This window comes from Acinetobacter soli (assembly GCF_000760595.1).
Classification (GTDB): domain Bacteria; phylum Pseudomonadota; class Gammaproteobacteria; order Pseudomonadales; family Moraxellaceae; genus Acinetobacter; species Acinetobacter soli.
The window spans coordinates 257,458-280,907 of sequence record NZ_BBNM01000003.1; the positions used below are offsets into that span (position 1 = coordinate 257,458).

The window sequence follows — 23,450 nt, forward strand, 5'->3', positions numbered from 1 at the left end:
ATTGAACGTAGCCATGACTGCAACAAATAAATGCGTGTGGATGTAAGCCTGTCGAGATTTACACCAGAAAATGCCGTGCATGATGCAGCATATGCTCAGTTAAACGCTGTAACGGTTGCGATTGTTGTGACCAGTGATGCCAATATAATGGAATCTCGATGCTGTAATTAGGCATCAGATTGATCAGCGGTTGCTGGGCGGCTTTAAGCTGGAATTCGGGCACAATGCCATACCCCATGCCCAGTTGCACTGCGGTAAAATAAGACTCAGATGAAGGAATGACATGACACGGATAACTACCCTGCGGTAGCCCAAACTGGCTTTCTAATACATTAAAATGAATATGATCTTTCTCATTAAAAATAATGGCCGGTGCACTGCGTAGTTGTGTGCGATTGATTCCGTGTGCAAACCATTGCTGCGTAAAGGCCTGAGTCGCAACTAACTGATATTTCATTTTGCCAAGATACTGGGCCTGACAGCCTTTCATGGGGTTACTTTCCACCGAAATACAGCCACTGACAATGCCTTTTTGTAGCCATGAATAGGTGTGTGACTGATCATCAACCCGTAGTTGTAGCAGTATTTTTTCTTGAATAAGCACCGTATGTAATGCAGGCAATAACCATGTCGAAAGCGAATCGGCGTTGGTGGCAATGACGGCTTGAAAAAAACTGGCATTTTGCGGGCCAGCCAGCGTATGCATTAAATTCTGCTCCAGACGACGTGTATGCTGTAAATGCTCAAACAGTTGCTGACCTGCTGGCGTCAGTGTGCATGGGCGTGCCCGAATCAAAAGCAATTGTCCGAGTTGTTTTTCCAGTGCTTGTACGCGCAGCGTAACCGCTGAAGGCGTAATACATAACGTATCGCCCGCTAAATCAAAACTACCGTGTTCCGCAACAGCCATAAATGCATCACATTGCTTACTGTCTAACATAATCACCTAAATTTTTTTTAGTTATCTCGATATCTTCTTAGTATTACTGACTTTAATTAGAAAAACCATCTACCATTGATGACGTTGGATTCCGGTTAAAAGCACACGCTGACGTGGCTTGGGGTTACTTTTATTTTGTTTATGATCGAGTCACTATGAACGCTTTTTTTTCTGGCTTTGCCGTAGGGCTGTCGCTTATTGTCGCCATTGGTGCTCAAAATGCCTTCGTGCTCAAACAAGGGCTTAAACGTCAGCATGTTTTTTGGGTGTGTCTGGTGTGTGCGTTGTCTGACTCTATTTTGATTTATCTGGGCGTTACTGGATTTTCAAAAATAATCATTCAGTTTCCAGCTTTATTAATCTGTGCCCAGTATTTCGGTGCGCTCTTTTTATTCTTATATGGCATAAAGCACTTTTACGCAGCATTGCAGTCATCGGTATTACGCCCGAGTGATCTGGAAAATCACCAGTTATTGCCTGTAATTGGGATCTGTCTGGCACTCACTTGGCTCAATCCACATGTGTACTTAGATACAGTGTTTTTGGTCGGCTCAATTTCTGTTCAGTTTTCACCTCAAAATTATCTGTTCGCTGCCGGATGCATACTGGCATCTTGGTCTTTTTTCTTTTTACTCGGTTATGGTGCGCGGCTTGTATCACCTGTGTTTAACCGTCCACATGCATGGAAAGTACTTGATCTTGTTATTGGATTTATCATGTGGGGAATTGCGCTGAATCTGATTCTGTAATACATAGCTGGTTTGCCTGTATGACCGACCAGCTGTGTACGCACCTATCAGTTACGATATTTTAAAGCGAAGCGAATTGTCTTGATAAATCGGCGTAATGTCCTGCCCATTTAAAGTCACTTTTTGATAGCTTCCCTGTAGCTTTTTGGCAGTCAGTACGGTGTAGGTTCCTGCCGGCAAAGTGCTGCTGGTACGAATATTTAACAGACCATTTAAGCTGGCAGTCTGGTCAATTTGTACGGCAGGTTGCATTGCAGATTTAAAATCAACCAGAAGCGTTGAGTTAGCAAGCTGTGTAAAATTGCTCTTGAGGCGTAAGGTGATTGTGGTATTGATATTTAAATTGCTATTAGCGCGTACATACACATCGCCTTGCCCTGCTGCATGTTCAGACAATAAACGAATCGTACCTTGAGTAATATCTATACCGCCCGTAAATGTATTGTTGCCATTTAAGCCGAGTGCGCCTGTTCCCAGTTTGGTGAGTTTTCCGGCTCCAGAAATATCATTGCCCCATTGATCAGACTGGTTAAAGCCACCCAATGCGGCATCCATGGTCAGTGTTACATCACCATTAAAATTGCCATAACCTGCACCTGCTTTAAACAGATTTAAGCGCCCATAACCTTCGGCATCATCCATCACAGGATAACCTGATGCAATTGCGGTCGATTTTAAGACCACACGGCGCTGGTTGGCAGTTAAGTAAGGAAAGCGGGTTTCGAGTAAGACCTCTGCACCTTTAGGCACATTTGCAACACGAGTTTTATCTGCAATTTGATTAAACCCATACGTCATCCACAGGCTGACTTTATCTTTTAATGTGTTTAGATCTGCGAATCGATCGTTTTGATCGTAAGGTGTTTTTGCTACAGCATAAAAGGCTTCAAAATTTGTAGTATTGGTGGCTTTCATCAACTGAGTTTGTGCCTGCTGATAGGCCTGTTGGCGCTTTTCAGGCGTCATGGCATTGAGGTTTGCGACATCGGCAGCAATAGACTGAATACGCCCACCGACTACATCAAGTGCCGAGTGCATCCCCGCAATAATACGCGAATCGCCCAAATCCATTCCGCGTGCGATCAGCTCCTGATAGCGCTGCGGCACCAGATATGCCATTGCAATGGCATTTCGACCCGCTTCGGCGGTATGACCACTTGGAAAACCGCCATCGGTATTGGGTGTATTGCTCTTGGCCGATTCTAAACTTGGCACCACGATGACATCGCGGCTCCAACGATACGGACGTGCATATTTATAAAATCGCTTGGCTGGCTCTGTCGATGCGTTGGTCCCCATGGCCTGAATAAACTCGACCACCTGACCAAAATCGAGATTGCCTTGAGCGGTTGTTAGGCCCGAGTTATTGCCTTGGTCGTCATATTTCACCTGCTGTGCATCAGCGGGTACAGCATTGATGGTGGTGGTTTGCCCGGTCAGTTTGCGCCATGGATCTGTCAGTGCGCCCAAACCAGTGGTCACGCTGTAGCTTTTACCGCGTCGATCATCGAGATAGGCACGCACAGCATCTTCTGCGCTGCGATTATGTGTGGTTTGTACGGAATAATTGATATTGTAATTAAGTACTTCTGCATTTTTTTTGGTTCCATCTGTACTATCACCCGGAATTCCGGTCCAGTTTGAGGCTTTCACCGCTGGAAATCCGTCTCGTGCCTCAGCAGATACGCCTGCATCGACCAATAAACTCGAAGGTGTCCAGACATCAAGATAACCACTTAAAACTCGAACGCCCGCATTGGTTTCAACTGTGGCATAACGCGCATCGCCTCGCTGGTTAGTCGCCCAAGAGTCGACCACTGCATTAAGATTCGACGAAACAGGTGCAGTATCTTCATAGCCCAAACCTTTGGGCGGCTGCGTGATAGCATCCGATGTAGTATCGGTATCATGATCATTACATCCTGTAAACAGCACGGAACAAGACAAAATCGAGAGGCAAAGCGCATTCAACTTGAAACTGGACATGGCGTCATCCATAAGCGTAAATAAAGATGCTATCTTTCAGTAAAAGTGTTTAATTTGTGTTAAATACGATCAAATGATTTTGAGTCGATCTACCTCTTAATTGACAAAAAACCCATTTAAATCTGGACGCAACGGACGCTTTTATCGTGTGTTCACTTTATCTGGCGTCATTCAATCTGTGTTACGGACGACATTGACTTGATTCGACGCAAAAACCTATATTGGTCGATATAACAACCAAAAGAAGAATAGCAATGAAAAAATTCCTCCTCTGCTGTGCAGTGTTGTTCGGCACCCAACATGCCTTGGCTGCCAACACCACTTGGTCTGCTGGCTCAACCTATAAAGGTACAGTGACCGTACCCATTGAAAGCGGGCCTAATGTGGTCTGGAAATGTAACGGAAAATCATGCAGCATGTCTGGCCCTTGGGGCGATGAGCTATCGCTCGACTCGTGCCAAAGTTTAGTGATGCGGGTAGGAAAAATTAGTTACTATAAAAACTCGGCTGGAAAAGTGTGGAATGCTCAATCACCCGAACTGGCCGCTTGCAATAAAGCAGCACGTTAAAGATACCAATCCAATAAAAAAACACCAGATCAGCGATGATCTGGTGTTTTTGTTGAGACGATTTATTTAGAAGTTCGCCTCACTTCGGTTAAATCTTGGCATCGATATCGGTCACTGCAATTAATTTGTGGTTTACAAATTCTTTTAGACCCAAATCAATCAGTTCGCGACCATAGCCTGAACGACCTACACCACCAAATGGCAAGTCGGCCTGCGACGTGGTTGGGCTATTGATGTAAACCATACCGGTATGGATTTTTTTGGCCACTTCAACACCGCGTTGATGGTCGGCTGTATACACTGAGCCGCCCAAACCAAACGGTGAATCATTGGCGATACGGATAGCATCGTCCTCATCTTTGGCACGATATAACTGTGTGACTGGCCCGAAAAACTCCCAGTATCGTGCGTCGTTATCATCACTGATATCCGTCATAAGCAAGGGTTGGAAGAATGCACCTTGCTCTGGCACCGGCGCACCGATTGCTTCAACTTTAGCACCTGCTGCTTTGGCTTTTTCGACTTGTTTTTTCAAGTTGTCGGCGGCCTCTTGCGAACATAAAGGCGCCAAAGTGGTTTCCGGGTCCATCGGGTCACCCGCTTTAAGCTTTGCCACGCCTTGTTTGTAAAGCTCGACAAATCGATCATAGACTTGATCGACCACAATAAAACGTTTCGATGCGGTACATACCTGACCGGCATTGCTATGGCGGCCACTGACTGCAAGTTCAGCCGCTTTTTCTAGGTCTGCATCTTCAAGCACGATTAATGCATCGGCACCGCCTAGTTCAAGCGTCGATTTTTTCAATGCCTTGCCCGCATGTGCAGCCACTTCAGCGCCGGCACCCTCAGAACCTGTCAGTGCCACGCCACACACCCGGTGATCATTTAAAATCAGAGGGATATGTTCATGACTCAAATATAGGTTTTTAAAAGCACCCTTAGGCAAACCTGCTTCAAGCATCAGTTCTTCAAATGCATTTGCACTTTGCGGCACAATCGAGGCATGCTTAAGCAGTACAGTATTTCCAGCGGCAAGCTGCGCACTCAAGATACGGGCAATCTGGTAAAACGGAAAATTCCAAGGTTCTACCGCCATCACAATACCCTGTGGCTCATAGTAAATCATGGCATCGATGTCGGTATTTTCAGTGATGAGTGGTGTTGGCGATAAAAACTTTTCGGCATGTTTGGCGTAATATTCAAAAATTTGTGCACAAATCTCGACTTCGCCTAATGCTTCTTTAAACAGTTTTCCCATTTCGAGCGTTAAAAATTTTGCATACTTCTCATTGTCGCGGCGTAAAATACTGGCCGCCTGATTTAATACGTTAGCACGTGTTTCAAACGAAGTTTCTTTCCAATCTAAATACGCGGTATAAGCTGCATCAATTGCTGCATGTACCTCTTTTTCAGTTGCAGTCGGGAATTCTTTTACTTTTTCGCCCGTGTAGGGATTAACCGTTGCATATGCCATGAATCTACCCTCTATTTTTGAAGTTTCAATTTTGAGCGCATTTCTAAAAAAATGCGTGTCCATTTAAATTACGGTCACGCAGATGATTTCTAAAGTAATTTATTCTGATCTTACAAATCGTATAACGGCGTAACATTCAAAGACAAAATGTATAAAATTAGTTGAGGTTCAGCATTATCGTGTACTCAATACCAGCTTAACCGGTATGTATTTTAGGCTGCAAGCTGATGATTGAGCGTGTCGCCATTCTATATTAATCGACCACGACATCCGTACTGAGTGCTGTTTTTTGCTTTGCTGCGTGCGGATATGCATCGACATCATGCCGAGTGGGTTCATATTTAATCATCAAACCAATCACCACCAAAGGCACCACCGCAAAAAATGAAATAATGAAAAATACATCCGTCTGGTAACGTGCCATCCAAATGGGCAATACAAACATGGCAATGGCTTGTGCGACACCCGTGACTGCTCGGTTAAACCCGACCCCAATGCCACGAATTTCTGCAGGATACGCCATGGTTGGATAAACCATCATTTGGGCCCCTGGCCCAAAGCCTTCGGCAAATAACCAAGCACCCAGTAAAATAACGGCGATATAAATTAAAAATGGATGCTGTGGTTCTCCAATCCATGCCAGTGCAACCAGCGCCATAAACTGTAGCCCGAATCCAGCAAGCAGCACATGCCGTGATGAAAACCGGCTGGCCACATATACCCCCAACAGCCCGCCTGTAAAGGCAAAAATCAAGTTAAGCCCAAGTGTGGTGGTAATGGTGGTGAGTGTATCGGTGTGGAAAAACCGTGTCAGAATTGACGGTAAAAAGAACGCAATGGTGGTGTATTGAAATGCAACCGAAACATGAATCACTAAGGAAACGACCGTACGGGAAAGATATTCAGAGTGAAACAAAACTTTGAAACTCAGTTTTTTTGCCTGATGCTGCTGACCCACTTGTTGCGGAATAATGTCATCTGCGACCTTGGCATTGAGCGCATAGGATTGGCGTAATATTTTTGCTGCACCTTGGAGGTCACCCTGATTGGCCAGCCAGATCGGTGATTCGGTCAGATATTTTCCACGTACAAAAATAATCAACAGCGCAGGCACTGCGCCAAAAATCAGAGATGCGCGCCAAAGCCAGTTACTGTGCTCGGGTGGAAGTAAAAAGTAAAGTGCCAACACCACAGCAAAACACACCGAAGAAGCGGCGTACCACATTGGGCACCATGCTGCCAAACGCGCCGCCTTGTTGCTTTTGCCTTCAAATTTTGAAAATTCAGACAAATATGACATCGCCACAGGTAAATCGATACCGACACTAATTCCCATGACAAAACGTGCCGCAATCAGCACCCAGACATTGGGGGCCAGCCCCGCCACTATCGCGGCAATCACAAACAACACCATATCGGCCATAAACACACGATAACGGCCAATTTTATCGGTGAGCCACCCACCGATAATATTGCCCACAATAGTCCCGCAGATGATGGCAGAGGCAACCACACCGGTCATGACAGGCGTTAGCGTAAACTCACTCACCACCTGATCGATACCAAACGATAATGTGGTGAGATCGTAGGCATCTATAAACACCCCTATTAGCGCCAGCCAGATCACATGATTACTTTTACCCCGACCTGCATGTTGAGAAACCAGTTGCGAGACATCTTTCGCACTTCTTATTTCATACGCTGGAATAGTTTGATGATTATAATCACTCATTTTTAAAAGTGCCTGATTTGGAAAGGCTTAATATAAAATCGATATCGAATTAAAATGAACCAACTAAAATTGAAAACCTCATCTGTTTTTTATATTTCATTATTTTTGAAATCAATAGCAAGAGCCTTAAAATAAAATTTTAAAAAATAAAAAAAGAGGTTACCCCTCTTTTTTTATTTAATTTGACTTTCTATTTAAATCGCCTGGGCATATGTTGCACGGTTAAGTTGTCGATAGCTTGCGCCCTTATGTTGCTCGCTTAAATAAGGCCCCTGACCAAATAACTTCTCACGCAAGGTGCCGGTAGTGTACTCTGTTTTATAAACACCGCGTTTTTGTAGCTCGGGCACAATAAAATCCACAACATCGATAAAGGTCTGGTGCGCCAATATATAAGCCAAGTTAAAGCCGTCAATATCAGTTTCCTCGATCCATGCTTGCAAGTGATCTGCAACCGTTTCAGCCCCTCCGACCAAAACGGGGCCATTTCCGCCCAGACTGTTCCAGTGCGCGATTTCTTCAATGGTCCAGACACGCTCTGGATCTGCATTGACATAGGCATCGAGTAAAGACTGAATGGCATTGGTTTTAATATATTCGACTTGATCGGTAGGACGGTATTGTGAAAAGTCGACGCCAGACCATCCGGACAGTAAAGTTAAGGCACCGTCATAACTGCCATAAGATTGATACTCCTTAAATTTTTGCTGTGCTTCATGGTCTGTCTCTGCCGTTACAATCGACAATAACGTATATATTTTAACGGAGTAAGGATCACGCCCTTCTTCTTTGAGTTTCTGACGAATCGACTGGACAACTTTTTTAGCCGCAATCTTAGACGGCGCTGCAATAAACACACATTCTGCATTTTGACTGGCAAATTTTTGCCCTCGCGGTGAAGCGCCAGCCTGATATAAAACTGGCGTTCGCTGCGGTGAAGGTTCACACAAGTGAATGCCGGGCACACTAAAGTATTTGCCTTCATGCGCAATTGCATGAACTTTTGCAGGATCGGCAAAAATACCGTTTACTTTGTCTCGGAGTACAGCATCATTTTGCCAAGATCCTTCCCAAAGCTTGTACAGCACTTCCAGATATTCATCGGCAATATCGTAACGGTTGTCATGATTGACCTGACCTTTTTGTCCCAGATTTTTAGATCCGCTGTCTAGGTAAGACGTGACAATATTCCACCCAAGACGACCTCTGGTCAGATGATCCAGCGTACTGATACGCCGCGCAAATGGATACGGATGCTCAAATGAAATAGAGGTGGTCAAGCCAAATCCCAAATGCTGGGTCACAGCCGCCATTGCTGGCACAATCTGTAACGGATCATTAACCGGCACTTGTACGGCACCTTTGAGTGCATGTTCGGCACTATGATGATACACATCATAAATCCCCAGCACATCTGCAATAAAAACTCCGTCGAAACAGCCTTTTTCCAAAATTTTTGCCAAATCCGTCCAGTACTCAAGTGCTTTGTATTCTGTTGAGCGGTCTTTGGGATGTCGCCACAGCCCTGGCGACTGATGCGCGATGCAGTTCATCTCGAATGCATTAAAACTAATCTGTTTTGTCATAGCGGTTATCTTTATATTTTTATGGGTGTCTGGTGGTTTAAAGCATAAGGGCTTTTACATAGCAGCCAGTTTAGGTTGGAGTGAGTGACGCAGATGAGGCATTGTTTAAAGTACTCTGTTCTGCTTGAGCCTCGATCTTTGAGGTATCTCCTATACGCCACTGATAGGGCGGTAAAGTTCCATTCACACTAAAATCACCAATAATTCGTGCTTTAAATACACGCGGATTGTGCGATGCCAAGGTTCGAATATTGCGCCAATAGCGGTCGAAGCCATATTTTTTATCTGCCGCAGATGCACCTAAGGCGTCAAAGAGTAAGGTCGAAGCATCTAGTGCCAATTGGATAATGACGCCCTGAGCTTGGGCACTTTCCAGCTCTGCCAGCGCGTTGAGATCTGCTTCAGATACACTATGTGAATCGAGCGCAGCCGAATAGGTACGCTCGAGGCTTTGTGCAACTTTTTCAACCAACACACCGGCGGTGTATGCTGCGGTGCGGATTTGACCGACCACCTGCAAAATTTGAGGATCGTTTTGTACCAAAGGTGTATTCGCATGTGAGTAATTCCGCGTACGCTTGGCAACAGCCGCAGATACATCGTAGGTTGCTGCACGGGTTAAGCCTGTAATAATCGCCAATTGAATCAACTGGTAAAACGCAGCAGAATATTTAAAACGAGTTCCTTCTGGCAGAAATTCGCTTGGATCGACCAGTACATCAGTAAAGCGTGCTGTGCCACTGGCGGTGAGTTGCTGACCGAATCCATTCCAGTCGTCTAAAATCTCGACGCCCTGTGCATGCCGCGGCACGATCACGGTTGAGGATTCTCCGTGAAGATCGGTCACCCCCACTTCAACCCAATTGGCATATAAACTGCCAGTGGTATAGTACTTTTCTCCATTCAGGCGAATCTTGCCACTTTCATCGGTCGATAAATGCGTTTTAAAGGCGTGAATTGATTCTGTACCGCCTTCCGACCATGCACTGCCTATTGTGTCGCCACGCGCCAGACGCTCAAGCCAGCGTTGCTGGAATACCGGATCTTGAGACACCAAAACATCTTCAGTAAAGCCAAAATGAATCCGCAAAATTTGAGGTAAATTCGAGTCTGCTTCGGCCAGTTCAATCAATAAGGCAAACAATTCAGGCAATGTGGCCTCATATCCACCATACGCCTTTGGTAAACGTAGGCGTGTAAATCCACTGTCTTTGAGCCACTGGATTTGTTCAATCGGAAGTTCATGACGCTGTTCACGTTGCAATGCATGTTGTTTAATTTGTTCAAATAGAGGACGAAACTGGCTTGCGAGCGTGTCGTAGCGTGTGGAAACCGCTTCGCCCCACACCCGAAACAATTGCGAAGTCGTGATCTGGGGGCGATGTTGCAGCTGTGTATTGACCGTTGGGTGATAAAAATGTGTCATATGAGCATCCATCAATTTTATTTTTATCTTAGCCAACGCATTTGTTTTTATAAAAATCAAAATGTGATAATCATTGCAGGATTTATTCATTAGCCTATCTATTTTTTTTTTAATTTTCTGTTATTTTGATTAATAAAGAATAAATATTATGAATAAAAAAATTGCTATTAAATCAGCCGACAAATATGTATTTATCGGCTAGTAAAATTTAAAATAATCAAACTTAATAATTAATGGTATAGCTTAATGCATAGGTTCTGCCTTGAGCTGGAATATCTAGATAGGCATTTGTATTGGTTATTGCTGCTTGTTGGGCAAACACGGTTTTATACTGGCGATTCCAGACATTATACACCCCAAAATCTACACGACCTTTGAGTGCTGGAAAATGTGCCAAAACATCCATAGTGGTATAGCCCGAAATGTCAGCCGCATTGTTGTCATCTTTAAAGCCTTTTGCAGCGAAAGCTAGATCGTCTTTGTAGGCTTTATTGCTGCCTTTAATGGCCAAAGCCTGCACACGCACACCATAACCGTCTTGATCCCATTCACCAAATACAGTTCCTTTTACAGGTGCGACCTGATAGGCGTTTAACTCATGCCATGCACCAGATTCATCTTTATACTGACCGCGGGTATAAGCGAGCGTTCCACCGACTTTAAATTGCTGCAAAAATGGATAACTTAAGGTTGTTTCAGCGCCATAAACGCGTTGATCGGTATCGACAACACGCGCGGCTCGGTTACTAAATTGCACGGTTTTATCCGAGGTATTGTAAAAACCGGTCAAACTGACATTTAAGCCCTGATTTTGCTCTAGTCGCCACCCGAGCTCGTAGTTATTTACCGTAATCGGCTGCAAATTCGCGGTGGTAATGTTATACGTCGAAACATCTCGAAGCATACGCTGTACATCTGGGTAGCTAAAACCTTGTGAAAAGTTTGCATAGAGCTGCTGTGCATCGTTCAGTTTATATACCGCACCCAAATTGAATAAAAACTTATCGGCATCGGTACTGCCAGCTGCAATCTCTTTGCTTTCACGTACCGGTATATAGGCATCTGTTTTTGCCTGAATGTATTGATAACGTACACCACCCTGAAGATTCAACCGATCGGTCAGTTCATAATCTGCTTGAACAAATGAACCAATACTATCAATTTTTGTATCTGGCCCCTGACTTTGAACAGCGCCTGTCGCGGTATAGGTCAAACCATTATCCGACGCGATGTATTGATCCGCCCACTGGCGATCATTTTCATGATCGTAATCGATGCCGTAAGTCAGACCCAAATTGCGATCAAGAAGATTAAATTTCGATTGTAAGGTCGAGCGCAGGCCATAAAAATCGTTATCAGATTCGCTTTGTCTGACTGTTGCACCATTGGTGACTAAAGCCCCGGCATAAGGCACAAAGCGTAATTTCTCTTTACGGTAATACGCATCGATATTCAGGATTTGACCGAATATATCTGTATTTTGATACTGGGTGTTTACACCATAACGCTCTGTAAAAGGTTGATCGGGTACATTCCAGCCTTTAATAGGCACATAATAGTCGGCACTGGTTTTGGTGTAGTCTGGGCCATACTTGGTGTCTTGTCGATCTTTGTAGTACTGAGTACCGAGGCTGAGTGTCTGAGTATCTGACACGTTAAAGCCAATACGTCCATTGATGTCTAGGGTATCGGTATCCATGGTGCTGCCTTGCCATGGACTTAAAGAGATCCGGTTGCCACGACCGTCAAACTGCGCGCCACGGCTGGTAAAGTTGGCGCCTAAAAATCCGTTTATGTTGTCCTGACTAAATGCAGCAGTTTGACCGATTTCATAGGCGAGCCCATCTGCACGGAAATTATCGGCCGATGTGATGCCAACTTTGGTACTCAAACTAAGTGGCTGATCTGGATTGGCACGCTTGGTAATAATATTAATGATGCCACCTGTCGCACCTGAACCATAAATACTGGTGGCTCCAGATACCACTTCGATATGATCGATTAATTCTGGACTAATGCTGTTGAGCTGTCGCGCGGCATCACGGGAACCCGTTTGAGGTACCCCATCAATCATCACCAGAATGGTTCGACCACGCATGGTCTGGCCATAGTTACTGGTGGTCCCGCTGCTCGGTGCCAGCGATGGTACCAATTGAGCCAGAACATCGGCCACCTTACGCCCCGCTCCAGCTTGTTGTGTAATTTCACTTCCCTGAATGGTCTGCACAGTTCCTGCAATTTCGGCAATACTTTTGGGTGTTCGGGTGGCGGTCATGACAATTTTATTGAGCGCCACCACATCTTTTTTAGATGCGTTTTCAGTTGCCGTGCTGTTTGAGTCGGTCTGATCATTTGCATACAGGCAACCCGATATCGCCATGGCCAGCAAACTCAAAGCAAATTGTTTTGTACGCATGTTACCCCCACAGATAAATATAATAAAACTAAGAATAATACTCATTATCAATAAAAAGTAAAATAAAAAGTGTCGTGGTGTTTTAAGCACTTTCACCACAAAGCTGTAAAAACCGATCACGATCACAGTGATACAGTACTGCCTGTTTTTCCGGCATATTCAAAATCTGCTTTGCTTCAAATGCAATCTGATCTGCTACGTATGCATAAGAACGCACTGTGATATCGGGTTCTCCTACAATTTTTAGTGCAGGTGTGTGCTGGAAAACAAACTGGCACATCATTTTCATTACTGCCCGAAAATGCCCCTTGCCCACCACACTTTTTTCGCCCAGTAAAATATGCCAGCCCATATCATCTGGATGTGCCGCATAGTAAAGGGCTAAACGGTCTCGAGCAGCTTCATAGATTTCTAAATAACCCACGTCAGATGCATCGATTTGAATGATATAAAGCCGCTGATGATCATCCATGTGCATTTTCTCAAAATGCACCGCCAAATCACTCTGGCTGATATTTAACTTCCACTGCGGAATCACATGCGGTTCATGCATCCAGCGATGCAGTATGGTAAGGTCATGTTCAAGACACATCTCACGTAGTCCATACTTTACTTCGCCCACCTGATAGTCAAAATGGTCAGGTAATCGCGAAGAACGTGTTGATAAACAAGAGCGTCGTTGCATATTAGCGTCTCTGTTCAGCATGGTAATAATCACGAGGATGGTGCTGATTAAAAAAGTGATGACGTTTATGCTGTTCTTGTTCTTCCATATCTTGAAATGTTGGCCATAAATCCTGCGCAATTTCGGGCGATAAAATAAAGACACCGTCTGCATCGCCAATCATCAGATCACCCGATGCAATCCGTGTTTGACCTACCATAATCTCCTGGCCATGTTCGACCAGACTTTCACCCTGATGACGCGTGGTGAGGCAACTGACAGAACGAGCAAAAACTGGCAGTTTCATTTCACGTAACGCCACACAGTCGGTCACATCGCCGATCACCACCACTGCTGCCAATTGATGATAAATGGCCGCACGATGGCGCTGCTCTCCCCAGCAGGCACGATTTGGAATTGCACGCGCATCGATGACCAGCACATCATTCGGTTCGCTTTGTAGCAATGCATCACGCAGGTTCATGGCATTGATCGAAGCGAGCCTAGCGGTTCTGACACGGCCTGTGACATGATGAATGCGATTAATGGCATGAATCTGTGCCAGATGTCCCTCATCGAGCACATGACCAATGGTCGAAGTGGCAATATTTGCATACTTTTCAATCAGTTCATTTATAGATGTTTGCATTGATGTTTTTCTCGAAGTTTGCTGCGTTGCTGCAACGGACAGTTTTTGCAGTAGTCATGTGCTGCCTCAGGCAACTGAAAGTAGAAGCAGCATTTTTGGCGTTGATAACATTGCTGTCGATTGCTCCACGCATCGAACAATTGTTTAAATGGATTTTTTGCCAGCCCAAAGTCATCGGCGTACAGCATTTGCACGCTTGCTCGTTGCGCTTTGATACGCGCTAAGCATTCTGCTGAAATCTGCCGACGTGCCATCAGATCGTAAAATTGTAAAATTCTCAGTGCCGTGTTTTCCCACAATAAAACCTTGGGTACTTTTGCAACACGGCCCAGCACTTCAAATACTTCATTTAAGTCACTGAAAATAATTTGGAAAAATGCAACAGGATCACTCGGTGGTGACTGCATGCTCTGCTCAAATTCAGCATCGAGATTAAGCTTAAGCACCCGATCCCACGCCCACGATGCATCCAGATCAAGCACGACTTTATCTAATGCCCACGGCATGTGTGGTTTATTAAGCAATACACTGTAAAAGTAGGGATACAACAGTGGCACTGCCCAATACTTGATCAGCATTGAACCTGCACAGGTGAGGTTTTTAACTTGTATTTGGGCAGCAAACTGCTGCACAATTTTCAAGCATTGATCGGGATGTAAAAGATCTGAACCTCGATGATTCCATTGATGGCACAGTTCAATCCGGATATTGAGCACTTGCTCAATCTCTGTTTGTAAGGACGCAAAACCCAGATGTGCTGGATGTGATTCGAGTGCCATAAACGTAATATTTGACTGCATGCCCCACCCTGTTGCCTATTCGTGATATGCAGTCATTCGTTGCAATACATTATGTGTTTGCCCAACCCGCGTGGGCATACTTCCCACTCGATTGTCTTGCTGTAGCAAGGGTCGAAGGAGCTGCTTATGCGGCCAAAGTTTTTCTTCAAATAGACAATGTGTAAGCAAACGACGAGCTTCTGGTGAAAACGGTACCAATTCAAGGGTATCTTTTAATGCCTGAGCCAATGCGAGCCACAAGAGTTTTTCATCTAACTGATAATGACGGGCAACCGACTCTAAAATACTGGCCAGATTGACTTGAATGCCTAAGGTTTGTAAGTACACCAGCAGTTCTTCGACGCTATCGTGATACAAGGTAATTCGAAAATCTGACGGACTTAAATACACGGGATCGTGTAATCCCGCCTGCTGCATCCAAGGCAGATGAATGCGAACAGAGTCGTGGTCGCGTAGCAGCAAGCCCGAAAACTGGCCTTGTTTGAGTACCAAACATACATTCTGGCCATGGATTTCACCCATTAAACCTAACCGAAACAAGCGCAGGTTAATCTCGAAAAACTCGTGACATAGCGTATAAAAAACATGTTTGACTACTTCGGGAGTAGGCAACTGAGCGCCGAATAGCGATTGAAACACGGATGCATCGGCCGGCCCAGACTGCCCCAGACTGGCCATTGGAATAAGCTGATACGGCGCTTTGAGTAATTCGGCAGGAATGATTCGGCGCTGTGCAGCCAAATGCATCGGTTGTTCTTCAAACAAGGTTTCATTTTGTGGGGTTAAATTGTGCGGTTGATGCGGCATAAAGCCCCACCACTGATGCTCATCACACAACCAGAGTCTGCTGGCCAGTACTGGATCAATGCGCTTTGCCTCGGCTAAAAGTTGCTGATTTTTTTGTCCATTGATCATTTTAACAATCGGCAAAAAGCGCAGTGAACCCAAGGCCTTGATGCCGAGGGGCAGTTTCAGGTGATCTTCGGGATTCAAGCCAGAAATCAGCGTTCGAATAGATGAGCTGGCATAAAAATGATGTACAGAAAATGCCAGTGGGATAAGACACCCAAGATCAATTTCTTGAGCAAAGGTGGAATCTAGAACATGTTCAAACTGCCATGCATGCATTGGCATCGGCAGATAGTTTGAGTCGATTTTTTTGGCGATCAGTTCTGCATGCAGTTGTGCTTGTTGTGTAGGATTAAGAAAGATCCGAGCAGGCTGATCAAGCTCAAGATCATGAATATCACGCCCAACCACCAGCAAATCCTTACGAACCGCAACCCACCGAACTGTAATCGGTTGCTGAAATTCTGGACTATACTGTTGATAGTCTGTCGCTGAAAATCCATCTTTTAATTTCGCTAATGGATGATAAGGCCGATCACGTAAGGCCGCATATTGCTCTAGATTTTGAAAGTGCTCGGCCGGGCTATGGTCTTGCTGACTATTTTTAAAAATTGAAACATTTGCACTCAGCGCCGATTGTGCGTCTGCAAGCATCAGATCGTCTCGAAACTGCTGAATTTTTTCAGCAGTGCAGTCAGCAAAAAGCCCTAATTGAATGAATGCGTCGTAAAGCATTAAAGCACTGGGTTCGTGATGAATCCGCTGCTCGGTATGATCGAATAGAAAGATGGCGTTTGGCTTGATCTGCCAAGGCTGCTTATAGGCTGGTGTAATCCCGATAATCACAAGCTTGGTGCGACTCTCTGTACCGTAAACTACAAAATGCGTTAGTTCCTGACAAGCCTGTGCAAGAGCGTCTTGTGCATAAGGCGCAAGCTTCTGAATCACTTGTTGTACTTGCGAAGATGTTTGCATGTCGTGCGCTGCAAAAAAATCTTCGGCCAGAAAACTGTTGAGTAAATCCTGCTGGATACTGTGTTGAAGCTGCACATGGCGCTGTAGTTTACTATTCATACTGTCTGCTCCTTGGCCTGCCATACACGAAAGCGATATAACGGATTTTGCACCTGCTTTAACTGAATTGCCGCATCGCCAAACAAACGACGTTTGGTGAGCGATTCAATGCAATATTCTTTAGCAAAAACATCAAAGATTTCATAACGTGATTGATGTTCAGGATACTGACGCTGAAAAGTATGAATGACTCCAGCCACCTTAGACCAAAAGATTCGCTCATCCAGATTGAGCTGCTGATGCAAACTAATGGCAATATCGCTCAAGGCAACAAAGAATAAACAGGCACAGCTAAAGTCTCGAACCAGATTGACATCTTCAGTTTCGATAAAAGACATCCGGTTTGCTTTTGCATGTTCTTTAGGCAAGGCATGTAGCGTTGGAAATTGATCGGGATGGGTCAAGTGTTGCGGACTAAAGCGCACACCATCGTGAAAGTCTTTTAAAATGATCCGTGTTGGCCAGCCATTTCGATGTACCAAAATCATATTCTGGCCGTGAGATTCCGTCCCAATGCCTTCGGCATAAAGAAAAAATAGAATAGGCTGAATGGTCACCGACAGAAACTGTTCGAGCCATTGTTCTGCACCATATTGATCTAGCCAAGGCTGAATGAGTAACTGCCCATTCAATTGTAAATGCCCGACGCCATTAAGCGGCATGGCATCCTCACCTTCACGCAAATAACAATGGACACTCTCTCGCCATAAACTGCCAATCATGCCATACGCCTGCTGGGCATGAGAGGACGGCAACTGGATAAAATCGAGTGCTGTGGCATGAGTTTCTCTTAAAATTGCAAAATCTAATGCTTGTGCAATTGGGCTTTGATCCATCAGTGCCTGCAACCAGTCGGTAATGAGAGGTCCATTCATGGCAGCATGAGTGGCTAAAATCCGCGAACTGGAAGTATTGGTTAGACTCATCGAGAGCTTGATATACGGCTGCTCTGGCTGTTTTAGATTGGTCAAAGTTCTGAGAGATTGCTGCGCCACATAAGCCGTTTCTCCACGGCCCAGATAAATCAGTTGTCCAGCGCTAAGCTCCTCAAAAAAAATCGGAATAAGGGTGTTTTCCCATTGCCAAGGATGCACAGGTAACCAAATAAATTCATCGGGGCTTTCGGTCTTTTGTATCAGTGTAGCCTGAAACTCTGCCCGATCTTTTGGACTGAGCTGCGCAATTTTAGTGTGATCTTGTGATGCTGATATCGACGTTTGACGCTTGACCAATGAATGATGCACCGCCAGCCAAACCAGATGAATCGGTTCTGCATATTCGACACCGTATTTGGCATTATCGAGCAGACTGAAACCCACCCGAGACTTGTAACATGGGTGATACGGATGACCATCCATCAAATAGGTTTCCAGCTGATCATAACAGTATTGACTGGCCGGAAGTGGATACGCCTGTTTATACGAGATGGACTGTACGTCATGCATAAACGTGCGCTTGATCTCCATCAGAAAATCTTCACATTTCTGCGCATTTGGAATCGCACGTACAATTTCATTTAGCACGCCATTTAAACGAGCCGGTTGTGAAACACCACGGGCATCAATCCGAATCACAGGCGCATGATTAAAACGGATTAAGCCAAAACTTAAATAACGCTGACCATAGGCCCGATAAATCACTGCTTGCTGCTGATCGGTTGCCTGTATCTCAAAGGTTCCATCGTGTTCAAAAACCTGAACAATGTCTTCATAGATCAGTGCTTGCAATAGCTGTTTAATTACACGCTGTTCAACCTGCTCTATTGCAGATTGATCGGGCTGCTGCCACGCGATGCTAGGCGATGAAACGCGATATTCATGAAGTGCTGAACTGTTTAAATTTCCCATGTTATTGTTCCTCAATTTTAATTACATGCTCGCTTTACAAGCGGATGCGTTTTTGATGTCTGGAAATTTCCATGCAAAAGGCAATGCCAGTAGCAAGCCGCCTGCACAGATTAGAAATAATTCGCGGATGGCAATTAACTGTGCCCACTGCGGATCGTGCAGGCTCAATAGCGATGCGCTTCGAAACTGTAAATACAAAGCCGCCAAGACCACGGCAACCGCGGAGCATAAACGGCGCAACAGGTTGTTGATGGCAGCACCTTGGGTCACCAGTTCCTGATTATTTAAACTGTTTAGGCCGGCTGTGGTTGAGGGCATATACGACATCGCAAATCCGAGCCCATGCACCATCATGCACAGCATCAGAAAAGTAACCGGAAGATGAATGCCCGCGCCAAGCCCTATAAATGCACTCGAAGTCAGTAGCAGCCCAATTGAAATCAGGCATTTTGCGCCAAAACGATCAAGACAATTGCCTGCCCATTTACTGCATACACTGGTACACAAAGCACTACTCATAAGTAATGCGCCTGTCCAGAGCGGAGAAAGATGTAAAGCATTTTGAACCAGAAGCGGAATCGCAAAGAGCATGACAAACAGGCCCACGGTATGCAGCACTGAAATGATCAAGCTAAAATTAAAGCCCTGACTGGCAAAAAGTTGTGCCGGAATCAGTACTGCTTTACGTTTTGCAGGCAACCACCAGAACAGCCCGCCCATCAAAATAGCCAGCAGTAGCGGTAGATAAAATGCCGGTGCCCAAAAGTCAGCGCGGGTTTTAATCTGGCTCAATGCCAGTAACAGCGCCACAATTAAAATAGACAGTGTGCTAAAGCCTTGCCAGTCGAAAGCAGAAACGCCGCCTTGTGGCTGCTTGGGTAAGGTTTTATAGCCAACGAGCAGTGCAATTAGTCCAAAGGGAAGATTTACACTAAACAATGCGGGCCATCCCCATTTCAGCAGTAACAGTGCACCGAGCATAGGACCACAGGCAAGTGTGAGCATAATCATTGCACCCCAAATACCTGTGGCAGCGCCACGTTCCGATTGAGGTGTTACCGCAAAAATAAGCCCCAGCGACAGTGGAATCATGAGTCCGCTGGCAAAGCCCTGAATGGCTCGCACCAGTAACACGGTATTAAAGGACTGCGCCAGCATACCCACCGCCGAAATACCCACAAAGGTCAGCAATGCCATCAAATAGACATTGCGTTTACCCAAGGTCTGACTCAGATAACCTGCCAGCAATAGGCTTAAACTCATGCTCATTAAAAAGATCACCATGACCCAGCTCACTTGTGCCTCTGAAAGCGCAAATTGCTGCATGAGTGTGGCCAGTGCCGGATTAAAACTGCTGTTGCTCAGGCTGACTGTGCCAGTGCCCAGCATTACACTGAGCATGACCCAGCGTGCTGGCTGATGAGACGGTTCGTGCTTAAGATCTAAGCGTGCCGAGTTGGAAACATCCACCATATTCTTTCCCTCAGTACTTGCTGCTGTACTCCGAATACGATTCGCTATTTTTACTGGCGCGTTGCGACAGCAGGCCTTCTGCACGAAAAGGTTTATTCAGTCGGCTACGATGGGGAGCGGTCTGCTGCTCACCCAGTGAAAATTCCTGAAAGCTTTGCCTAGACTCCAGTTTAAAATGGGTTTCGGCCAGAATTTGATTGGCAATTTTTGCCGAACGGAATGCCCCAAGTCCTAAGTCTGGGGTACCGACACCGTGATGATGTAAATCGGTATTTTGAACATAAATTTCGCCGTCTCCCTGATACGCCACGCGATGTGACGCATCGATCTGCCAGCGATTTTGTGTATCGTGTGGAATGAGAGCATTGAGTTTGGATAAAAATTTCATTGCAGGATAACGATATCCGGTCGCGGCAATCACAGTTTGCGCCTGCAAATTAAAGACTTGGCGTTTTTGAGTCTGGAAAAATTTGAGTAAAATACGGTTGGCACTGCTCAACTGAGCATTTTCAAGTTGGTGATGCCCTGCCAGCGTTACATGGGTTTCGGCCTGCCCGATGCTACGGTGATATAAACGCTCGTAAATATCGCGAAGGGTTGTACTGCTAATCCCTTTGTACAGATTGGCCTGTTGCATGGGCAACTGATCTTTTAGTGCTTTGGGCAACTCATAAAAGTACTGCATATAATCTGGACTAAAATTTTCCAAGCCCAGCGGTGTATGCTCCATAGGGAAGAAACCAGCAGAGCGCGTGAGCCAGTACAAATGAAATCGAGGCTCTCCCGTTTCTGGGCAAATCTGCCGGTCGAATAAATCAATAAAAATCTCGGCAGCCGATTGGCCTGAGCCAATCAGCACCACATTGCCAGACAACTGCTCCTTGCACTGCTGCAAATAACTCGAAGAATGCAAACAATCTGGTGTTTGCTCGGCAATCGATTGTAAAGGCTGCGGCAATGCCGGCACGGTTCCCACGCCAAGGACTAATTTTTTGGCCTGATGCACCGCAAGACGGCCATTGTGCTCGGTAATGACCTGAAAACCTTTGCTGATGGGTGCAATATCGGTGACGGTATGACCAAAGCTTAAATGGCTGAGTTGTTTTACCACCCACTGGCAATAATGGTTATATTCTTTGCGCGGAATATACAGGTTTTCACGAAAATAAAATTTATACAGCCGTTGCTGGTCTTTTAAATAATTTAAAAAGCTAAACGGGCTGGTCGGCTCAACCAGACTGACCAAATCGGCCATAAAAGGCACTTGCAACATCGCTTGCGGTAACTGTAGCCCGGCATGCCAGTCAAAGCCATCACGCTTTTCAAAAAACTGATATTTTAAATCGTTCCGATCATTGAGTAGTGCAGCAAGGCTTAAGTTAAAAGGCCCTAATCCAACCCCGATAAAATCAAGCATGTTCGATCTCCGTGACCTGTGAATGAACACATAGTGGATTTTTTAAATCGACATAGATGGACTGTTGTGAAATATGTGCCTGTAGTTCGTCTAGCTCATAGACACGCGTCATCAGATTGCCTTTATAGGGAAAGGTTTCTTGATATAAAAGCGTGTGTAGCAATGCACTGTCTGGATAACGACGATAGGCTTGAAGCAGATACGACTGAAGCATTTCAATCAGTTGGTGCTCGGTGACCACTCCAGTTGCACCCATGGCATTAATGAGGCCAAACAAGGTATTGCCAATAAAGTAATAACGGAAACGCTCATCGACCAAAGCCTGTGGACACACCGCCTGCCCCTCAGTTGCCAAGGCTGGAAAGCGCGCAAGAATTTTACCTGCCAACTCCTGAATATAATAAAAGCCTTGATTGTCTCGGAACCAAACCGCTTGAGGGAATCCATCTTGCAGCGCAATGAGCGTATTTTGCTGATGTGCTTCAAATGCCATGCCAAATTCGTGGTATAGCTCCATTAAGGGCAAAATGGTGATATCTAGGAAACGCTCAAACCATTCAAGTGCCACAACATGCTGTGATTGGCCAGTATGCGCCGATATTGAGTTAAAAATTTCGTTAAAACGATTGGTTTCAATTGTAGGATGATCCTGACATAACGATGCCACGCAGCTAATATCATCCTGTGTCTTAAACGGATTTTCACGCAAGATACAAATAGTTTCGTTTAAGACTTCACCATTAAATTGAATGGCAATCCATGCCGGATCACTCAAAGCCTGAAGCTTGGGATTGCGCTGTCGAAAATCGGCTAAACAATCGTCATGCCAAAGCTTGTAGCTGAGTAAACCGCGATGACATTCCTTATGTAAATTCACTCGAACAGAATTGGTAACCGCTACCGTCATGGAGGTTTTAAACATCCACGGCGCCTGCTCGCTATACAGCGTGCGTACCGAGGTAGTCGCCTTCACGTTCCACCCCAGCTCACCAAAGTCGATCAGTTTATTTTGATGTAATAGTGTTTGATACCATGCTTTGTCTTTTAAATAACGTGCCTGCCACGGATGCAAAGGAACAAGTGCGTAGTTGGGATATTGTTGAATTTTCAGACGATGATAGTCATTAAAATACGACTCGAGATCGTGTTTAAATTGTTCAGGAACCGAAAGATTATGCGCATTGTCATGTGCGACATAAGCAGGATGCACATACAAGAAATGCATTTTGAATTGATTTTGGGTTTCAGGTGAAAAGGCTTTCCAGTCGTCTTGAACAAAACCTTGCCGGCTTTTAGGCGATGGATGCATGCTATGCCCAATTATAAGTGCCTGCTCACTTTGAATAAACGATTGCTTGAGGCTGATGAGCTGGTGCAAATCAGCTTCACGATAGTGTAAAAATTGTTGTAATGCTCGGCGGCTCTGAATCCAAGACTCCAGTAATGATGAGGTATCTAAAGCGGAATATTGCTGATGATGTAAAATATTTTCGAGGAGATTGGCTGCCAGCGTGGCAGATGAAACGCGAAGCTCTAAACCATCCCGTTCAACCCAAGGCAACTCAGCAAATCGGTGCCGACCTACACTACTTTGATAAGCAATCGAGACATATAAATTCGCATCGAGGGTATGCAACACAATACTTAAAACGGGTAAGCCCCGACTCTTTTTTAACAATGAAGCAGATTGTTCAGTGGGAGGAATAAAACGACCTTGGCCAGTTTCTTGAAGGTAAGAATTTATCAAATTCTGTAACGCGATCTTATCCGTGATTGATTTCATCAACTTTGCTCTT

At 45.1% G+C, this 23,450-nt stretch carries 17 protein-coding genes; 2 read left to right on the forward strand and 15 right to left on the reverse strand.

The annotated features are described in order from the left end of the window. Positions 1 to 58: 58 nt before the first annotated feature. Complete coding sequence (locus tag Aso01_RS05635) at positions 59 to 940, reverse strand: LysR family transcriptional regulator ArgP (protein WP_004935843.1); 882 nt, start codon at positions 938 to 940, stop codon at positions 59 to 61. 155 nt (positions 941 to 1,095) lie between these two features. Between Aso01_RS05635 and Aso01_RS05640 the strand changes: the two genes are divergently transcribed. Further along, positions 1,096 to 1,689, forward strand: coding sequence for a LysE/ArgO family amino acid transporter (locus Aso01_RS05640; protein ID WP_004935840.1), 594 nt, complete (start codon positions 1,096 to 1,098; stop codon positions 1,687 to 1,689). A 51-nt stretch (positions 1,690 to 1,740) separates the two neighbouring features. Here the strand turns inward: Aso01_RS05640 and Aso01_RS05645 are convergent, their stop codons facing one another. Beyond that, a complete protein-coding gene (locus tag Aso01_RS05645) occupies positions 1,741 to 3,675 on the reverse strand; it encodes an acid phosphatase (RefSeq protein ID WP_004935837.1) in 1,935 nt (644 codons plus the stop codon). A gap of 254 nt (positions 3,676 to 3,929) precedes the next feature. On the opposite strand from Aso01_RS05645, the gene Aso01_RS05650 reads away from it, so the two are divergent. Continuing rightward, positions 3,930 to 4,244, forward strand: a complete 315-nt coding sequence (locus Aso01_RS05650) for a DUF8200 family protein (RefSeq protein WP_004935835.1) — start codon at positions 3,930 to 3,932, stop codon at positions 4,242 to 4,244. Positions 4,245 to 4,332: 88 nt separating this feature from the next. Here Aso01_RS05650 and Aso01_RS05655 read toward each other — a convergent pair whose 3' ends face one another. From Aso01_RS05655 to Aso01_RS05715, 13 genes are all read right to left on the reverse strand, one after another. Continuing rightward, positions 4,333 to 5,721, reverse strand: a complete 1,389-nt coding sequence (locus Aso01_RS05655; RefSeq protein ID WP_004935832.1) for an NAD-dependent succinate-semialdehyde dehydrogenase — start codon at positions 5,719 to 5,721, stop codon at positions 4,333 to 4,335. 253 nt (positions 5,722 to 5,974) lie between these two features. After that, a complete protein-coding gene (locus Aso01_RS05660) occupies positions 5,975 to 7,453 on the reverse strand; it encodes an MFS transporter (RefSeq protein ID WP_004935828.1) in 1,479 nt (492 codons plus the stop codon). Between the two features lie 194 nt (positions 7,454 to 7,647). Then, the gene (locus Aso01_RS05665) at positions 7,648 to 9,039 is read right to left on the reverse strand and encodes an LLM class flavin-dependent oxidoreductase (protein WP_004935825.1); all 1,392 of its coding nucleotides are present in this window, start codon (positions 9,037 to 9,039) and stop codon (positions 7,648 to 7,650) included. A 70-nt stretch (positions 9,040 to 9,109) separates the two neighbouring features. After that, entirely contained in the window at positions 9,110 to 10,465 is a 1,356-nt protein-coding gene (locus Aso01_RS05670; RefSeq protein WP_004935823.1) for an acyl-CoA dehydrogenase family protein, read from the reverse strand. Between the two features lie 223 nt (positions 10,466 to 10,688). After that, a complete protein-coding gene (locus Aso01_RS05675; RefSeq protein ID WP_004935820.1) occupies positions 10,689 to 12,881 on the reverse strand; it encodes a TonB-dependent receptor in 2,193 nt (730 codons plus the stop codon). An 82-nt stretch (positions 12,882 to 12,963) separates the two neighbouring features. Continuing rightward, the gene (locus Aso01_RS05680; RefSeq protein WP_004935817.1) at positions 12,964 to 13,566 is read right to left on the reverse strand and encodes a GNAT family N-acetyltransferase; all 603 of its coding nucleotides are present in this window, start codon (positions 13,564 to 13,566) and stop codon (positions 12,964 to 12,966) included. Position 13,567: 1 nt separating this feature from the next. Further along, positions 13,568 to 14,194, reverse strand: coding sequence for an RraA family protein (locus Aso01_RS05685; RefSeq protein WP_004935814.1), 627 nt, complete (start codon positions 14,192 to 14,194; stop codon positions 13,568 to 13,570). After that, positions 14,179 to 14,994 (reverse strand): (2Fe-2S)-binding protein, encoded by an 816-nt coding sequence (locus Aso01_RS05690; RefSeq protein ID WP_004935811.1) that lies wholly within the window; start codon positions 14,992 to 14,994, stop codon positions 14,179 to 14,181. Before Aso01_RS05690 ends, Aso01_RS05685 begins: the two co-directional genes overlap by 16 nt. A 15-nt stretch (positions 14,995 to 15,009) precedes the next feature. Continuing rightward, a complete protein-coding gene (locus tag Aso01_RS05695) occupies positions 15,010 to 16,917 on the reverse strand; it encodes an IucA/IucC family protein (protein WP_004935807.1) in 1,908 nt (635 codons plus the stop codon). Continuing rightward, a complete protein-coding gene (locus tag Aso01_RS05700) occupies positions 16,914 to 18,764 on the reverse strand; it encodes an IucA/IucC family protein (RefSeq protein WP_004935804.1) in 1,851 nt (616 codons plus the stop codon). The genes Aso01_RS05695 and Aso01_RS05700 overlap by 4 nt, the downstream gene beginning before the upstream one ends. A 21-nt stretch (positions 18,765 to 18,785) precedes the next feature. Then, positions 18,786 to 20,237 carry an MFS transporter gene (locus Aso01_RS05705; RefSeq protein WP_004935802.1) on the reverse strand — a complete coding sequence of 484 codons (1,452 nt, stop codon included), beginning with the start codon at positions 20,235 to 20,237 and terminating at the stop codon, positions 18,786 to 18,788. A gap of 10 nt (positions 20,238 to 20,247) precedes the next feature. Continuing rightward, entirely contained in the window at positions 20,248 to 21,654 is a 1,407-nt protein-coding gene (locus tag Aso01_RS05710) for a lysine N(6)-hydroxylase/L-ornithine N(5)-oxygenase family protein (protein ID WP_004935799.1), read from the reverse strand. Further along, positions 21,647 to 23,437 (reverse strand): IucA/IucC family protein, encoded by a 1,791-nt coding sequence (locus tag Aso01_RS05715; protein ID WP_004935797.1) that lies wholly within the window; start codon positions 23,435 to 23,437, stop codon positions 21,647 to 21,649. The genes Aso01_RS05710 and Aso01_RS05715 overlap by 8 nt, the downstream gene beginning before the upstream one ends. Positions 23,438 to 23,450 lie beyond the last annotated feature (13 nt).

Excerpts from the sequence above, each read along its gene's own strand:
- Aso01_RS05635 (WP_004935843.1), bottom strand. The coding sequence starts at position 940 with ATGTTAGACAGTAAGCAATGTGATGCATTTATGGCTGTTGCGGAACAC.
- Aso01_RS05640 (WP_004935840.1), top strand. The coding sequence starts at position 1,096 with ATGAACGCTTTTTTTTCTGGCTTTGCCGTAGGGCTGTCGCTTATTGTC.
- Aso01_RS05645 (WP_004935837.1), bottom strand. The coding sequence starts at position 3,675 with ATGTCCAGTTTCAAGTTGAATGCGCTTTGCCTCTCGATTTTGTCTTGT.
- Aso01_RS05650 (WP_004935835.1), top strand. The coding sequence starts at position 3,930 with ATGAAAAAATTCCTCCTCTGCTGTGCAGTGTTGTTCGGCACCCAACAT.
- Aso01_RS05655 (WP_004935832.1), bottom strand. The coding sequence starts at position 5,721 with ATGGCATATGCAACGGTTAATCCCTACACGGGCGAAAAAGTAAAAGAA.
- Aso01_RS05660 (WP_004935828.1), bottom strand. The coding sequence starts at position 7,453 with ATGAGTGATTATAATCATCAAACTATTCCAGCGTATGAAATAAGAAGT.
- Aso01_RS05665 (WP_004935825.1), bottom strand. The coding sequence starts at position 9,039 with ATGACAAAACAGATTAGTTTTAATGCATTCGAGATGAACTGCATCGCG.
- Aso01_RS05670 (WP_004935823.1), bottom strand. The coding sequence starts at position 10,465 with ATGACACATTTTTATCACCCAACGGTCAATACACAGCTGCAACATCGC.
- Aso01_RS05675 (WP_004935820.1), bottom strand. The coding sequence starts at position 12,881 with ATGCGTACAAAACAATTTGCTTTGAGTTTGCTGGCCATGGCGATATCG.
- Aso01_RS05680 (WP_004935817.1), bottom strand. The coding sequence starts at position 13,566 with ATGCAACGACGCTCTTGTTTATCAACACGTTCTTCGCGATTACCTGAC.
- Aso01_RS05685 (WP_004935814.1), bottom strand. The coding sequence starts at position 14,194 with ATGCAAACATCTATAAATGAACTGATTGAAAAGTATGCAAATATTGCC.
- Aso01_RS05690 (WP_004935811.1), bottom strand. The coding sequence starts at position 14,994 with ATGCAGTCAAATATTACGTTTATGGCACTCGAATCACATCCAGCACAT.
- Aso01_RS05695 (WP_004935807.1), bottom strand. The coding sequence starts at position 16,917 with ATGAATAGTAAACTACAGCGCCATGTGCAGCTTCAACACAGTATCCAG.
- Aso01_RS05700 (WP_004935804.1), bottom strand. The coding sequence starts at position 18,764 with ATGGGAAATTTAAACAGTTCAGCACTTCATGAATATCGCGTTTCATCG.
- Aso01_RS05705 (WP_004935802.1), bottom strand. The coding sequence starts at position 20,237 with ATGGTGGATGTTTCCAACTCGGCACGCTTAGATCTTAAGCACGAACCG.
- Aso01_RS05710 (WP_004935799.1), bottom strand. The coding sequence starts at position 21,654 with ATGCTTGATTTTATCGGGGTTGGATTAGGGCCTTTTAACTTAAGCCTT.
- Aso01_RS05715 (WP_004935797.1), bottom strand. The coding sequence starts at position 23,437 with ATGAAATCAATCACGGATAAGATCGCGTTACAGAATTTGATAAATTCT.